Genomic DNA, 14,418 nt, shown 5'->3' with positions numbered 1-14,418 from the left:
ACGCAGATGGCCGGACTAGCAAGATCCCTGATTGCCACCCGCCGCAGGTTACATGACAATCAAGACTACCTGCCGAGTATCCGCGTCCGCAGCTTCGACGCGTACCAGACAGAACGCTCAAGCTGGCGTTGGCGTGGTGCATCGCGTGGCTTCGCGATCTTCACGTTGCAGGGTCATTCACATCACAAGTTTCCAGCCAGAATAAATAAATTGGGGAGGCATATCGTGAATAAACTGAGGCTTTGGATCGGCGCATTCCTGGTTGCAGCGCTTGGATCCGGTACCGCGTTCGCGGACCAGGTCGTCATCGGTACGGGCGGTACCGGGGGCGTTTACTTCTACTACGGCACCCAGGTGGCGCAGATCATCAGCACCAACACGAAGCTGAACGCCACGGCCATCCAGACGGCGGCTTCGGTGGACAACAACCTGCTCCTGCGCGACAAAACCAACGCCAAGCGCGGCATGTATTATTGCGGGCTGTCACTGCCCGACACGGCGCTGGTCGCCTACAACGGCACGCACGAAAAATTTGTCGGCAAACCGGCGCCCATACGAATCCTCTTCGTGATGTATCCGAATGTGCTGCAGATCGTCACGACGGCGGATTCGGGGATCACCCAACTCAGCGACCTGGCCGGCAAGCGTGTCTCGACCGGGGCCCCCAGCTCCGGTACCGAGTACTCGTCGCTCGGTCTGCTGAAGGTCGCGGGGGTGGACACAAAGTCGTTCGCGAAGTGGGCACGGCTTGGCGCGGGCGAATCGGCCGACGAGCTGTCCAACGGCACACTGGACGCCTATTTCTGGTGGGGTGGCATCCCCACGGGCTCCATCACCGAGCTTGCGACCACGCTGGAACGCAAGGGCAAGAAGCTCGCCCTGATGTCCCTGGATCCGCAGGGCAAGGTGATCCAGGCTTTCGACAAGGAGTTCCCCGGGCTGGGCAATCCCGTCACCATCCCGGCCAAGGTCTACGGTACCGCGGGTGACGTTGCCACGTTCGGCTTCTGGAACCAGTTCGTGTGCCCGGCGTCCATGCCGGACGACGACGCCTACGCGATCACGAAAGCGATATTCGAGCACACGGACGGGCTCAGCAAGTCCATCGCAGCCGCGAAGGACACCACAGTCGCGAACAATGTGCGGTTCATCCAGCACTCCGCCATACCGTTCCACGACGGCGCCCTGCGTTACTTCAAGGAAATCGGCGCCATCAAGTAACCGACGATGGTTCACCGGCTGCGCTGGCTCGCTGCAGCCGCGCTCGTGCTCACCGCCTCCGCCCTGTCCAGGCCGGTCGCGGTGCGCGGCGACGGCGTGGACAGCACGATATGGCTCTGGGCCTGGCAACACGGCAGCGCCAGCTTCGTCAACTCCGTCACCCACGTGCCGGTGCGTATCGATTTCGGTCTGGTCACGGGCTTTGACCATTTCAGCATGACCACGGACGAAAAGACCGAGCATTACTACACGAGCGGCGGCTACGATATTGACAGCCGTCTGATGGGACAGCGCACTGATACGCTCCAGTACTGCTCGATGGTCGGCATCACGGTGCAACTCGGCCGCCGCCAGTTTCAGGTGGCGGACGGCTGTCTGGAACTGAAGACTCTATGGCCACCACAGCTCCCATGATGACATTCCTCAAACGGTTCACGTTCGGCGTACTGATAGCGGCCTCGCTCTATCACCTGTACTTGGTCATCCATCCGTTCACGCCCTGGTCGGGCTTCCATGCCTCGATCCTGGACCTGACTCAGGTGCAGCGCGCCACGCATGTGTTCCTCATCGTTTTCGCGGGCTCGCTGCTGTCGGTCGTCAAACCGGCGCCGCACGGGTCCGGAAAGGTGGGCGTCGGGCTTTGGGCCTATGCGGTGCTTTGCGCCGTCCCGTTGTGGTCCTTCTGGACGCTGGAGCTGCCTCTCGCGCCGACGCTCGTGGGCACTCTGTACTGGATCGTGGCGGTGCTCCCCGCCATCTTTCCCCGATTGTCCAAACCCTTCAACCTGTTGGCCGCCGCGCTCAGCGTGGCGCCGTTTCTCTATCTTCTGATCGATTTCACGGAACTGGTCAACCGCGCCATGCTGGCCACGCCTTGGGATCTGGCGATGTCCTTCGGGCTCGTGTTCCTGGTGCTGGGCATCGTTCAGCGGCTGCTGGGACCCGTGCTGCCGAGCATCGTATTGGTCTTTCTGCTCTACAACCTCTTCGGCTACGAAATCCCTGGCCCCTTCAAGAGCCCGGGCTTCCCGCTCGACATGCTGCTGGGCAAGCTTTACGCGGAAACCGAAGCCGGGCTGTTCGGCATCATCACCGGGGTTTCGCTCAAATACCTCGTCTACTTCACCATCATGGGGGCCATCATCTCGGCGATGGGGTACGGCCGGGTCATCGCCAACATCGCATTCCGCCTCGTGGGCGGCAGCCCGGCGGCTCCTGGACGCGCCACATCGGTGATGGCGATCATGATGGGCCTGTTTTCGGGTTCGGGCGCGGCCGACACGCTGTTTGTCTCGACGCTGAACAAGCCGCTCTATGAGCGTGCGGGCTATCGGCCGTTGATTGCGGCGGGTATCTCCGCCACAGTGGGCACACTGGGCTACATCACCCCCCCGGTATTGGGATCCATCGCCTTTGTGATGGTCGAGCTGCTGGGCATTCCCTACACCGACATCATGATCATGGCGCTGGGGCCGCTGGTGCTGGTGCTGCTGGCGGTCTGGACGTACAACGAGCTCTACGTGCGCAGCGAGGAGCTGCCGGCGATCGCCCCCTCCGAAGAAGTCCGCCCCGGCTACCTGCGGCGCTACAGCTACGTTTTTCTGCCGGTCGTGCTCATTATCTTCATGATCTTTCGCGGCTATACCGTCAATCTGGCGGTGACGCTCGCCATCTTCACCTTCATCGTGTTCGGATTCGCCGACCGCAGCGTCCGGCCGCCGCTGCGCAAGCTCTGGGAGGGCCTGGCCGAAGGATTCGAACACCTCATCCCCATCGGAGCGGCCGTGGTGGCCGCCAACGTCATCATGACGATGATGGTTCTGACCGGCATCGCCCCCAAGGTGTCCGAAGTGCTGCTCTCGATCTCGGGCGATTCCCTGGTGGTAGCGACGGTGCTGGGCGCACTGTTCAGTCTGATCCTGGGGATGGGAATTCCTCCCATCGCTACCTACGTGCTGACCTCCGCGCTGGTCGCCCCGGCGATCCAGCAACTCATCGTCGCGCATGGTGTACCGCAGGGCGCCGCTCTGCTGGCAACCCACATGTTCCTCTTCTATTACGCCGTGCTTGCCGACATCACGCCGCCCGTGGGCCTGTCGGGCTATGCGGCCGCCTCGGTGTTCCAGACCGATCCCATCAAAACCTGCGCCTACGCCGCCATGGTGGCCCTGCCAAAATACCTGTTCGGTTTTGCGTTCCTCATCTCCATCCCGGGCATGGCGCTGCTCATCGTGCCGGTACTCCAGACCGTCGACACCGGACAGGCTATCGCGTTGATTGCCTCGCGCTTCGTGTTCACGATCGTAGGGATCGTGCTGCTGGCGGCCTGCGAGGTCGGCTTCCTGCGCCGACGCCTCAGGCCAGGCATGCGCTGGGTGTTTGGAATTTCCGGGCTGCTGCTCATCTATCCCGAGACGGCGCTGAACGTGGTGATGCTCATCGTTGCCGCGCTGCTGATCCTATATCAATTTCGCCGTCCAGTGCTGCGCGGAGCTTGATGAAGCCGCGGGGTGGCGGGAGGCGTTCGGGGAGCAGCAGCCGGCGAATTTGGCGGATCCGCCCTCAGTGCCCCAACGTCGCCCCATCAGGATTACGGGGGTCCGACGCCCCATAGAGCACGCCGTCCACGATCTGGATGGTCTGTGTCTTGCCCATGGTGAGTTTGACCACCACCTGCTGCCCGTAGCTGCGCAGCAGACAGCGTCGTACTCTCACACGGCTCTGCTCGGCGACACTCGTTGATCAGTCAAAGTTCAGCAATAGGAAAATAACCTATTGCAAAGTCATATTGTGCTTATTACCATACACATATGACTATTAGTCCAGAACGCACGCAACAAAGCCGCATCCCTCTATACGTTCAGACGGCGAAACTGATGCGCCAGAAGATCGAGCGTCAAGAATGGCGCTTGGGTGATCAGATCCCGACACTGGTACAACTTGAGGAACTGTACAAGGTCTCGCGCATAACCCTACGAGGCGCACTCGACTATCTTGAAGAGTCTGGCATTGTTCGGCGCGAACGCGGGCGGGGCACGTTCGTCACCCGGGACCTCTCAGAGGAGCGTTGGTACAAGCTTCCCAACACGCTCGATGAGCTGATCGAAACGGTCTCGGGGCTGAAAGTGGAATTGCTGCAAGTCGGCGCGTCCGACGAACCCCCCATTCCCGCGTTCGCATTCGGCACGCTGGGCGATGCCTATCGGTACCTCCGGCGGGTGCACTACCACGATCGGCAACCCTATTGCCTGATTGACCTTTATCTCAGGAAATCGTTGTTTGAGTCGGACCCGGAGGGTTTCCTTGGCTCGCCAGCAGTGGCGATTCTCGCGAAGCGGCCCGACGTGCGAATTGCGGGTGCAAAGCAGATCATGCGCATCGGGGTGGCTCAGGAGGAAACGGCAGCCTATTTGCACATCGGCGTGGGTGAACCGGTGGCTGAAGTGTGTCGAACGTTCGTCGACGATTCCGGCGAGATCTTCTATTACGCGCACATCATTTACCCGACTCAGACCATACAGATCGAAACAGACCTGCTAGGCGCAAGTCATCGCGAGGCCAAACCATGACTATTGGCGTGCACAGAAACAAGGAACATGAATGAAACCCGGGACAACAGCGCACAAGTCGATTGTCGAACGCATCCTAAGGCCCACATTACCCTTTGTCTGCCTGATCATTGTCTGGGAACTGTTTCGCGCCTCGGGTCTCATGAACCCCGAATTGCTACCCTCACCGCTTCAGGTGCTGCAGACCTTCTGGTACAGGCTCACCCAGGCCGGGCTGATCGTCGATATGGCGATGTCTACGCAACGCGTCTTGCTCGGGCTCGTGCTGGGCATGATCGTCGCCATCCCCGTGGGATTCCTCATCGGCTGGTATCGGCCGGTGCGGCGATTCGTGGATCCGCTCATCAATTTCTTTAGAGCATTGCCGCCCATTGCGCTGATTCCGCTCGCCATCGTCTATTTCGGGATCGGCGAGATGGCAAAGGTGCTGATCCTGTTTTATGCGTCGTTCTTTTCGGCCGTCATCGTCATGTACGAAGGCATGACCCAGATCAGCCCAGTATATGTGCGCGTCGCCCGTACTCTGGGGGCCACCGACATGGAGATCTTCCTGAAGATCGTGGTTCCGATGTCTGTTCCGCACATGCTGACGGCCATGCGGGTCGCCCTGGGCGTGGGTTGGGCCACATTGGTCGCCGCCGAGCTCGTTGCCGCGCAAAAGGGATTGGGCGCCATGATTCAGAACGCCTCGTCATTTTTCGATTTACGCACCATCTATCTGGGGATCATCTGCATCGGAGCGATCGCTCTACTGATGGATGTCATCCTGCGCCGCATTTCCGACCACTTGGCGGGCTGGCAAGAAAAGATCACACGTTGAAACAGATGAATATGGAAACGACCAATCAATTCCGCGAACGCATACGTTTCGAAAACGTGTCGATGGAGTTCCAGACCGCCTCGGGGCCGCTGGAAGTCGTACATGAAGTATCGTTGTCGATCAACCAGGGTGACTTCGTCTCGCTGGTCGGTCCCTCGGGCTGCGGAAAGACGACCCTACTGAGCATCGCGGCAGGATTCATTAGCCCGGCCGGCGGCTCGGTCACGCTTGATGGCCGTCCCATCGTCGGGCCTGGCCCGGATCGGGGCGTCATGTTTCAGGAATATGGCGTGTTTCCGTGGCTGACCGTTGAGCAAAATATCGCATTCGGCCTGAATCTGAAGGCCAACCGCGGTCAAGATCCCCAACAGAAGAAAGAAATCGTCGACACCTACCTGAAGCTGATGCGTCTGGAAGCGTTTCGCAAAGCCTATCCGAAGCAGCTGTCGGGCGGCATGCGGCAGCGCTTGGCGCTGGCGCGCACCTATGCAGTGCATCCGGAATTCGTCCTGATGGACGAACCCTTCGGGGCACTGGATGCGCAGACGCGCAGCGCCATGCATGACCTCCTTCTGGATGTTCTCTACGCCGAAGGCAAGACAGTGCTTCTCATCACGCACTCAGTGGAAGAGGCCGTGTACTTATCCAATAAGGTGTTCATTATCTCCGCACGCCCCGCGCGCATCCGGGAAGTCGTCGAGATTCCGTTTCCGTATCCGCGGCATCACGATCTGCAAGAGACAGAAGAATTCGGTGCCCTCCGTTCGCACATCCACCAGATGGTCATGCGCGAATACGCCGCTCAAGAGGCGCAATCGTCGCCCCCAGGCACCGCTTAATGCAGTCACCATCCAATGACAGGAGACATCAACCATGAAACGTCGCTCGTTCCTACAACTTTCGCTCGCCGGTGCTGCCACGGCGGCCATGCCCTCGCTCGCCTTCGCCGCTGCCGATGAAATCAAGGTCGGGTACCTGCATACGCTCGCAGTCGATGGACAAATGTGGACTGCCGACTTACAGGATCTGTGGAAGAAGAACGGTTTGTCTCCGAAATTCATTCAGTTTCAGACGGGACTGGAGCTTTTCCAGGCCATGAGTGGCGGAAGCATCGATGTGTTGAGTACCGGAGCGGTGATGTCGAACTTTCCGGCTCGTGGACAGGGCAAGGTTTTCCTCATCAACGATATTGAGTACGCCACTGCGCAGCTGTGGGTACACCCCGATATGGGAATCCATACGTGGGAAGACCTGAAGGGTAAGAAAATCTCCACCACCACCGGCACGACCGCCCACGTATTTCTTGATACGGCGCTCCGGGCACACCATATCGATCCGGAGAAAGATGTTCAGATCATTAACCAACGCATGCCAGATGCAGTCACCGCGTTCATCTCGAAAGCGGTCGCTGCCGTCGCTCTATGGGTACCATTCAATATCCCGGTGGAACAGAAATCCCCCAGTGCAAAGATGCTGGGCGACGCGTCCGCATACTATCCCGAAGCCGCCATTGTCGATGGGTGGGCCGCGCGAAACGACTTTTTCGAGAAACATCCGGACATCCTGAAGCGGATCATCCGCACCTGGATCCCGGCCAATGACTATCTTGTCACCCACTCCGACAAGGCACTGGCGGCCCTGGAAAAGGCTCATTACCCAGACGTACCGCTCAAGGATCTGCAGACGCAATATAAAGCGCAGAAGATGTTCTCGTCCGACGAATGGGTGAAGGTTTATGCCGACGGCACCGTCACCAAATGGCTGCAGCAGGTCACCGACTTCTTCGCACATTTCGCGAAGATCCAAAACCCGGTTCCCGCGTCGCAATATTTTGATCCCAAACTCTATCTCGAGGTGAAAAAGGCATGAAGTCCGTTTTGGGTGTATCCGCGCCCGTTTACGACTACATCATCGTAGGGGCAGGATCTGCCGGGTGCGTGCTCGCCAACCGGCTCTCCGCCGATCCATCCGTTCGCGTTTTGCTGCTCGAGGCCGGGGGACAGGATCGGAATTTCTGGCTGCACTTGCCGGTCGGCTATTTCAAGACCATCTACGATGACCGATTTTCGCGTCTGTTTGAGACAGAGCCGTGTGAAGGGACCGCGCAGCGTCGCATCACGTGGCCTCGTGGGCGCGTGATCGGGGGGTCCAGTTCCATCAACGGACTCATCTACATCCGCGGCCAGCACGCTGACTATGACGATTGGGCCCGTATGGGCGCGACCGGATGGGACTACCAGAGCGTGCTCCCCTACTTCAAGCGTTCCGAGAACTACGAGAATGGCGAGGACACGTATCACGGCGCCTCCGGGGAGCTCGGCGTCTCAAACCTGAAGAACGACCACCCCTGCTGCAAAGCCTGGCTGGACGCAGCTCAGCAGGCGGGCTTTCCTTTCAATCCGGACTTCAACGGGCAAAGCGATTATGGCGTAGGCGCCTATCAGCTGTCGATGCGCGGCGGCTGGCGTTCGAGCGCTGCCGTTGCCTTCTTGCGCCCAGCTCTCAAACGCCGCAATCTTACCGTGCTGATCCACAGCCACGTGCGCCGCGTGCTCTTCGAGGGGACGACGGCGGTTGGTGTGGAGTGGAAGAGTCGGCACGAAACGCAGAGCGCGCGGGCGGAACAGGAAGTCATTCTTGCCGCTGGCACAATCCAGTCTCCGCAACTGTTGCAGCTCTCGGGTGTCGGCCCGGCGAACCTGCTGCGCAAGTACGGCATCGACGTACGGGTCGATGCTCCCGAGGTCGGCGAAAACCTGAAGGACCATTATCAAGCGCGTACGATCGTTCGCCTGAAAGACAAGCTATCGCTTAACGACGACGTACGCAACCCTTTCAAACTCGCGTCGATGGGATTGCAGTGGCTCCTTCAAAACCGCGGCCCCCTGACTGTCGGAGCTGGCCAGGTCGGTGGTTTCGTCAGCACGCAGCATGCGACAGCCGGGCGAGCAGATATGCAATTCAATGTGATGCCGCTGTCCGTCGACAAGCCCGGAACACCACTGCACAACTATTCGGGATTCACTGCGTCGGCCTGCCAGTGCCGTCCCGCGTCCAAGGGACGGCTTACCATTCAGTCCACCGATCCCTCGGCTCCTCCCAGGATCGAATCGCGCTATCTGAGCGAGGAACTCGACCGCAACACCCTCGTGGACGGAGTTGAGATCCTCCGAGAGATCTACCACCAATCGGCGTTTCACGGCCTGATTGATGCAGAAGTACTACCCGGCGCCGCACGCAAGAGCCGGCCCGACCTACTTGACTCCGTACGTGAGATCGGCGGCACCGTTTTCCACCCAGTGGGAACCTGCCGCATGGGGTCCGATAATCGCGCAGTCGTCAGCCCGACCCTGCAAGTGCAGGGCGTCCAGAGGCTTCGCGTCATAGATGCCTCCGTCATGCCAGAGATCACCTCTGCGAACACCAATGCGGCGTCCATCATGATTGGGGAGCGCGGGGCAGCCATCGTCCTGGGCCAAATTCCAAGTAACGCGAGGCGCGAGAATGCCGCATGATGGAGCAGTGCTTCCCCCCTTTGGCTTTCCGCACTACCCGCCGATCAATCTGGTCAAGGTGGAGGCGCAGGTCTATCGAATCCCCATCGCAGAGCCCGTTCAGACCTCCTTTGGGGAAATGCGCGACCGACCTGCGGTGTTCATACGGCTGGAAGACGACCAGGGCGCACATGGATGGGGAGAGATCTGGTGCAACTTTCCCAACGTCGGAGCGGAACACCGGGCGCGCATGGTGGCCGCATGCATCGCGCCCTTGCTGAAGGCTCAGCCCTGGCAACATCCGACGCAGGCCTTTCAGGCCGTCAGTCAACAACTTGAGGTGCTCGGAATACAAACAGGCGAACCCGGCACCATCGCTCAGTGCATCGCTGGGCTCGACATTGCGCTCTGGGATCTTGTGGCCAGGCGCCAGGGCCGGCCGCTCTGGCAAATCTTTGGCGGCACCCCGGACGTGCAGGTCTATGCGTCCGGCATCAATCCACAGAACCCCGTAGAGGTCGCAAGACGCAAGCAAGCTGAGGGATACCGTGCCTTCAAACTCAAAATCGGGTTTGACGCACAACACGATCTGGCCAATTTTAGCGCGATGCGTGAAGCGCTTGGACCGAGCGCCGTGCTCATGGTGGACGCCAACCAGGCTTGGTCGCTGGATACTGCACTTCGCCTATGTCCGCAGTTCGCCCCGTTTGATCCGCAATGGATAGAGGAGCCGATTCGCGCCGACTCTCCTCCCGATGCGTGGCGCCACTTGGCACAAGCCACTCGTATCCCCCTGGCCGCCGGCGAGAACCTGCGCGGCGCGAGGGCTTTTAAAGCCGCGGTGGATGAAGGCACCCTGCGCGTCATTCAACCCGATATCGGCAAATGGGGAGGATTCAGCGGATGCCTGCCGGTCGCGGCGTATGCAGTCCGCGAGGGAAGAGTCTTCTGCCCCCATTGGCTTGGTGGCGGTATCGGTCTCTTGGCCTCCATGCACCTCAAGGCGAGCATAGGGCATGCAGGTTATGTAGAAGTTGACGCCAACCCGAATCCCTTGCGAGATGTGACAGGGCCGAATCTGCTGCAACCAAAGGCCGGGGTGGTCACCCTCCCGGACGCTGCGGGACTGGGAGTGGAACCCGACTTTAGCGCGGTGAAAGAATTCAAGAAGCTGACGTGCGCGGCCGCGTGATCACATGGAAACCGCCGTCAATACCCCACGGTCGCCCCGTCCGGGTTGCGCGGATCCGACGCCCCATAGAGCACGCCGTCCACGATCTGGATGGTCTGTGTCTTGCCCATGGTGGGTTTGACCACCACGTGCTGCCCGTAGCTGCGGAGCAGCGCCAGCGTATCGGGGCTGATGCCTTTCTCCACGCGTAGTTCGTCCGGCCACCATTGGTGGTGGAAGCGCGGCGTGGCGGCGGCCTCGGCGGGATTCATGCCAAAGTCGATGGCGTCCACCACGGTCTCCAGCACAGTCGTGATGATGCGTGCTCCGCCGGGGCTGCCGGTCACCAGCCAGGGGCGGCCATCCTTCAGCACGATGGTGGGCGTCATGGAGGACAAGGGCCGCTTGCCGGGCTGGATCGCGTTCGCCTCCCCCCCGATCAATCCGTAGACGTTGGCCACGCCTGGTTTGGCGGAAAAATCGTCCATCTCGTTGTTGAGCAGGATCCCCGTGCCCGCTGCCACGATGCCGCTGCCGAAATTCGTGTTCAGCGTGTAAGTCACGGCAACCGCGTTGCCCGCCGCGTCCACGACGGAATAGTGGGTGGTCTGGTCGCTCTCATAAGGTTGCGGGCGGCCGGGCTGAATGTCGGCCGAGGGGCGAGCGCGCGTGGCGCTGATGGTGGCCGCCAGCGTCCTGGCATAGGCTTTCGACGTGAGGCCGGCGACAGGCACCGTGACGAAGTCCGTGTCGCCCAGATACCTGGAACGGTCGGCATAGGCCAGCTTCATGGCTTCGGCCATGTGCTGAATCGTCTGCGCGCTGTCGGCACCCCAGTCATGGACCGGCCAGCCTTCCATCATGTTCAGGATCTGCACCAGATGGACGCCTCCCGAACTGGGCGGAGGCATGGTGACCACGTGGTAGCCACGATAGTCGCCCACGATGGGCTTGCGCTCCACCGCCTTGTAATGAGCCAGGTCCTCCAGAGACATCAGGCCGCCATGTCGCGCCATCTCGGCGGCGATCTTCTGTGCGATGGTGCCTCGGTAGAAGGCGGTACTGCCCTCCTGTGCGATGCGCTGCAGCGAAGTTGCGAGATCCCGCTGAACCAGTGAAGCGCCCGCTTTCAGCGGCTGGCCGTCGCGCCAGAAGATCGCGCGAGTTTCCGGCCACTGGCCCATGGTCTTCGCCGACTTCTCCAGCGCCTCGGCCAGCGTCGCGCTGACCGGATAGCCCTGTTGCGCCAGATGAATTGCAGGTGCCATGACTCGCGCCAGCGGCAACGATCCCCAGCGCTGCAGCGCGTGCGTCAGGCCGGCAACGGTCCCCGGCACGCCCACCGCCAGCGGCGTGAACAATGAGCGCCCATCGACTACGTTGCCCTGCGCGTCCAGATACATGTTGCGCGATGCGCGGGCTGGGGCCTTCTCGCGGAAGTCCAGCGCGATATCCTGGCCAGTCCTCGCCTCGTGCACCATCATGAACCCGCCGCCGCCCAGATTTCCGGCATTGGGCAGGGTCACGGCCAGCGCGAAGCCTACCGCCACGGCAGCGTCCACGGCGTTGCCTCCCGCCTTCAGGATCTCGAGCCCCGCCTGGCTCGCCAGCCGGTTCTCGGTCGCGACCATGCCATGGCGCGCCACGACCGGATGGAAGATGTCCAGGTCGTAGTCGTACGCGGCGGCAGCCGTCCGCGCGGCGGGCGTGGTGGCGGGCGGGCGGGACGCCAGCGGGCCACCTGCGCCAAGTGCCGCCGCGCCGGCATCGACTGGAACCGACACGGCGCACACCGACAGGACGGCCGCCAGCAAGGCCGGCAGCCAGGAGCGGACCGCCCGCACAACCGAGACTCGGCGTAAAACATTCATGGATGAACCTCCATCTGGTGCAGCACCGCATCGGCCAGCGCCAGCGACGAGGTCAGCCCCGGCGACTCGATGCCGAACAGGTTGACCAGCCCCGCAACCCCATGATCGCGAGGCCCCTGGATGACGAAATCGGCATCGGACGCCGAAGCCGTCTCGATCTTCGGGCGGATGCCGGCGTAATCCGGGTGCAGCGCATCGTCCGGCAAGTCCGGCCAGTACCTTCGGATCGAGGCGTAGAAACTTTCGGCCCGATGGGGATCGACGGCGTACTCGATCCGGTCCACCCGCTCGACGTCCGGGCCGAAGCGGGCTCGCCGCCCCAGGTCCAGGGTGAGGTGAACGCCCAATCCGCCTCTCACGGGAATCGGGTAGATCAAATGGGAAAACGGCGACGTCCCCGACAGCGCGAAGTAGTTTCCCTTGGCCAGTCGCATGCGAGGGACGAGTGGAGCCGGCATGCCCGAAATCTGCGCGGCCACAGATGTCGCCTCCAAGCCGGCGCTGTTGATCACATGCCGCGCCCGGATTTCAACGGATTCCGCACCTCCCACGCGGAGCACCAGTCCTTCGGCATCGGCGCGGCCTGACAGTACCGGCGAACACAGGGCCAGCATGCCGCCGGCCCGTTCGAAGTCGCCCAGCAGCGACTGCATGAAGGCATGGCTGTCCACGACCCCGGTGGAGGGCGACCTGAGCGCAGCGACGCAACGCAGGGCGGGCTCTTCGCGGCCCGCCTGCGCGGCATCCAGCCACTGCAGGTCATCCACGCCATTGGCCGACGCATGGGCGGCCAATGACCGAAGATCGTCGATTTGCCCCTCGTCCGTCGCGACGATCAGCTTGCCGCAGTGCCAGTGAGGTACCGCATGGCTTTCGCAATAGGCATAGAGCGCTTGGCGCCCCTGTACACAGAAGCGCGCCTTCAGTGAACCGGCAGGGTAATAGATGCCGGCGTGGACGACCTCGCTGTTGCGCGAACTGGTCGCCGTACCGATCGCCGACTCGGCTTCCAGCAGGATGGTTTCGTGGCCGGCCATCGCACAGGCCCTGGCAACGGCAAGCCCCACGACACCCGCTCCCACCACCACGCAATCAACGTCGTCCACGCCACCTCCCCTCAGGCTACCGGCCCTTATGCTACCAACTGGCCCCCTGCGATGCCAGCTGCCTGACTTGAGACCACCCGCAGCCGACGGTGGCGGCCATCAGGACCGCGGACCCGAAAGGACGGACGGCCTTACCGACCCGCGGGTGATGGATGCACGATTGACGAATCGAACGCAAGGTATCAATAATCTGTCGAATGATCGACAGATCATCGTTCCCCTCTTTTCGTTGGGTCCGTTGCATGCCAGTTCCTGATCACACCCTTTGCCTGGGCCCGCGACCCGACATCGAACGTCCGTCCTTCACTGTTCCACCCGGCGCCTGCGACACGCACGCCCACGTCATCAGTGACGGGATACGCCATCCTTTCGTGGAAGAACGCAGCTACACCCCGCCGCCAGCCCCCGAAGAAGATTATTTGCGCATGCTCTCGAAGTGCGGCATGTCGCGCGGCGTGCTGGTCCAGGTCAGCGTGCACGGCACCGACAACCGCTATCTGCTCAGCGTGCTGCGCCGCCACCCGGACCGCCTGCGCGGCGTGGCGGTGGTCGGGGCGGACGTCGCGGATCACGAACTCGAAGCCCTGCACGCCGCCGGCGTGCGCGGACTGCGGCTGAACGTCCTGTTCGGCGGCGGCGTGGATTTTGGCGCCCTCGAAACCCTGGCCGAGAAAATCGCGCCGCTGGGCTGGCATCTTCAATTCCTGATGAACGTGCAGAACCTGCCGCCCCTCGTTCCCCGGCTGAGCCGGCTGCGGGTGCCATGCGTTTTCGACCACATGGGACACATGCCGGTCGCCCTGGGAATGTCGGAGCCGGGCTTCCAGGCATTGCTGGCCGGCCTGCGGGACCACGACTGGTGGGTGAAACTCTCCGGCGCCTACCGGATCAGCGGCCATTTCGACCGAGACTTCGACGACGTGATCCCCTTTGCGCAGACGCTCATCGCCGTCGCGCCCGACCGCATGGTCTGGGGCAGCGACTGGCCCCACGTGGCGATCCCGCGCATGCCCGACACCGGTCATCTGCTCAACCTGCTCGCGCGCTGGGCGCCAGACCCGGCGCAACGCCGGCGGATCCTGGTGGACAACCCGGCACGGCTCTACGATTTCGAAGCACTCCGCCTCAACACGCACTGAGGCCCACACACCGCAAGACTGACCTGC

At 61.8% G+C, this 14,418-nt stretch carries 13 protein-coding genes; 10 read left to right on the top strand and 3 right to left on the bottom strand.

Going from position 1 to position 14,418, the window contains the following annotated elements; all coding sequences use genetic code 11:
• Positions 1–225 precede the first annotated feature (225 nt).
• Genes ACVCMJ_RS12145 through ACVCMJ_RS12135 form a run of 3 tightly spaced genes read left to right on the top strand, consistent with a single transcriptional unit; the run spans position 226 to position 3,719 of the window.
• Positions 226–1,221 (top strand): TAXI family TRAP transporter solute-binding subunit, encoded by a 996-nt coding sequence (locus tag ACVCMJ_RS12145; RefSeq protein ID WP_447081661.1) that lies wholly within the window; start codon positions 226–228, stop codon positions 1,219–1,221.
• Between the two features lie 6 nt (positions 1,222–1,227).
• The gene (locus tag ACVCMJ_RS12140) at positions 1,228–1,635 is read left to right on the top strand and encodes a hypothetical protein (protein WP_447081660.1); all 408 of its coding nucleotides are present in this window, start codon (positions 1,228–1,230) and stop codon (positions 1,633–1,635) included.
• Positions 1,614–3,719: a TRAP transporter permease gene (locus tag ACVCMJ_RS12135; RefSeq protein ID WP_447081658.1), complete on the top strand. Its 2,106-nt coding sequence runs from the start codon at positions 1,614–1,616 to the stop codon at positions 3,717–3,719. Before ACVCMJ_RS12140 ends, ACVCMJ_RS12135 begins: the two co-directional genes overlap by 22 nt.
• A 64-nt stretch (positions 3,720–3,783) precedes the next feature.
• Here ACVCMJ_RS12135 and ACVCMJ_RS12130 read toward each other — a convergent pair whose 3' ends face one another.
• Complete coding sequence (locus ACVCMJ_RS12130) at positions 3,784–3,936, bottom strand: hypothetical protein (protein ID WP_447082726.1); 153 nt, start codon at positions 3,934–3,936, stop codon at positions 3,784–3,786.
• 161 nt (positions 3,937–4,097) lie between these two features.
• Here ACVCMJ_RS12130 and ACVCMJ_RS12125 point away from each other — a divergent pair, with 161 nt between their 5' ends.
• Genes ACVCMJ_RS12125 through ACVCMJ_RS12100 form a run of 6 tightly spaced genes read left to right on the top strand, consistent with a single transcriptional unit; the run spans position 4,098 to position 10,296 of the window.
• Entirely contained in the window at positions 4,098–4,790 is a 693-nt protein-coding gene (locus ACVCMJ_RS12125; RefSeq protein WP_447082731.1) for a GntR family transcriptional regulator, read from the top strand.
• 31 nt (positions 4,791–4,821) lie between these two features.
• Positions 4,822–5,610 (top strand): ABC transporter permease, encoded by a 789-nt coding sequence (locus ACVCMJ_RS12120; RefSeq protein WP_447081656.1) that lies wholly within the window; start codon positions 4,822–4,824, stop codon positions 5,608–5,610.
• An 11-nt stretch (positions 5,611–5,621) separates the two neighbouring features.
• The gene (locus ACVCMJ_RS12115) at positions 5,622–6,449 is read left to right on the top strand and encodes an ABC transporter ATP-binding protein (RefSeq protein ID WP_447081655.1); all 828 of its coding nucleotides are present in this window, start codon (positions 5,622–5,624) and stop codon (positions 6,447–6,449) included.
• Positions 6,450–6,483: 34 nt separating this feature from the next.
• Positions 6,484–7,479: a substrate-binding domain-containing protein gene (locus ACVCMJ_RS12110; protein WP_447081654.1), complete on the top strand. Its 996-nt coding sequence runs from the start codon at positions 6,484–6,486 to the stop codon at positions 7,477–7,479.
• Positions 7,476–9,125, top strand: coding sequence for a GMC family oxidoreductase (locus tag ACVCMJ_RS12105; protein WP_447081653.1), 1,650 nt, complete (start codon positions 7,476–7,478; stop codon positions 9,123–9,125). The genes ACVCMJ_RS12110 and ACVCMJ_RS12105 overlap by 4 nt, the downstream gene beginning before the upstream one ends.
• A gap of 7 nt (positions 9,126–9,132) precedes the next feature.
• Entirely contained in the window at positions 9,133–10,296 is a 1,164-nt protein-coding gene (locus tag ACVCMJ_RS12100) for a mandelate racemase/muconate lactonizing enzyme family protein (protein WP_447081652.1), read from the top strand.
• Positions 10,297–10,313: 17 nt separating this feature from the next.
• Here the strand turns inward: ACVCMJ_RS12100 and ggt are convergent, their stop codons facing one another.
• Together ggt and ACVCMJ_RS12090 are read right to left on the bottom strand one after the other, a co-directional pair.
• Positions 10,314–12,146 (bottom strand): gamma-glutamyltransferase, encoded by a 1,833-nt coding sequence (ggt, locus tag ACVCMJ_RS12095; protein ID WP_447081651.1) that lies wholly within the window; start codon positions 12,144–12,146, stop codon positions 10,314–10,316.
• Positions 12,143–13,252 carry an NAD(P)/FAD-dependent oxidoreductase gene (locus ACVCMJ_RS12090; RefSeq protein ID WP_447081650.1) on the bottom strand — a complete coding sequence of 370 codons (1,110 nt, stop codon included), beginning with the start codon at positions 13,250–13,252 and terminating at the stop codon, positions 12,143–12,145. The genes ggt and ACVCMJ_RS12090 overlap by 4 nt, the downstream gene beginning before the upstream one ends.
• Before the next feature lie 242 nt (positions 13,253–13,494).
• Here ACVCMJ_RS12090 and ACVCMJ_RS12085 point away from each other — a divergent pair, with 242 nt between their 5' ends.
• Positions 13,495–14,391, top strand: a complete 897-nt coding sequence (locus ACVCMJ_RS12085) for an amidohydrolase family protein (RefSeq protein ID WP_447081649.1) — start codon at positions 13,495–13,497, stop codon at positions 14,389–14,391.
• Positions 14,392–14,418: the final 27 nt, after the last annotated feature.

The sequence above is a fragment of the Castellaniella sp. UC4447_H14 genome (genome assembly GCF_052978285.1).
Note: the sequence above shows the minus strand (reverse complement) of the source record. Positions and strands in the feature narration are given on the sequence as shown.

Bases quoted from the DNA above. Each gene is read 5' to 3' on its own strand.
- ACVCMJ_RS12140 (WP_447081660.1), top strand. From the start codon at position 1,228: ATGGTTCACCGGCTGCGCTGGCTCGCTGCAGCCGCGCTCGTGCTCACC.
- ACVCMJ_RS12135 (WP_447081658.1), top strand. From the start codon at position 1,614: ATGGCCACCACAGCTCCCATGATGACATTCCTCAAACGGTTCACGTTC.
- ACVCMJ_RS12125 (WP_447082731.1), top strand. From the start codon at position 4,098: ATGCGCCAGAAGATCGAGCGTCAAGAATGGCGCTTGGGTGATCAGATC.
- ACVCMJ_RS12120 (WP_447081656.1), top strand. From the start codon at position 4,822: ATGAAACCCGGGACAACAGCGCACAAGTCGATTGTCGAACGCATCCTA.
- ACVCMJ_RS12115 (WP_447081655.1), top strand. From the start codon at position 5,622: ATGGAAACGACCAATCAATTCCGCGAACGCATACGTTTCGAAAACGTG.
- ACVCMJ_RS12110 (WP_447081654.1), top strand. From the start codon at position 6,484: ATGAAACGTCGCTCGTTCCTACAACTTTCGCTCGCCGGTGCTGCCACG.
- ACVCMJ_RS12105 (WP_447081653.1), top strand. From the start codon at position 7,476: ATGAAGTCCGTTTTGGGTGTATCCGCGCCCGTTTACGACTACATCATC.
- ggt (WP_447081651.1), bottom strand. From the start codon at position 12,146: ATGAATGTTTTACGCCGAGTCTCGGTTGTGCGGGCGGTCCGCTCCTGG.
- ACVCMJ_RS12085 (WP_447081649.1), top strand. From the start codon at position 13,495: ATGCCAGTTCCTGATCACACCCTTTGCCTGGGCCCGCGACCCGACATC.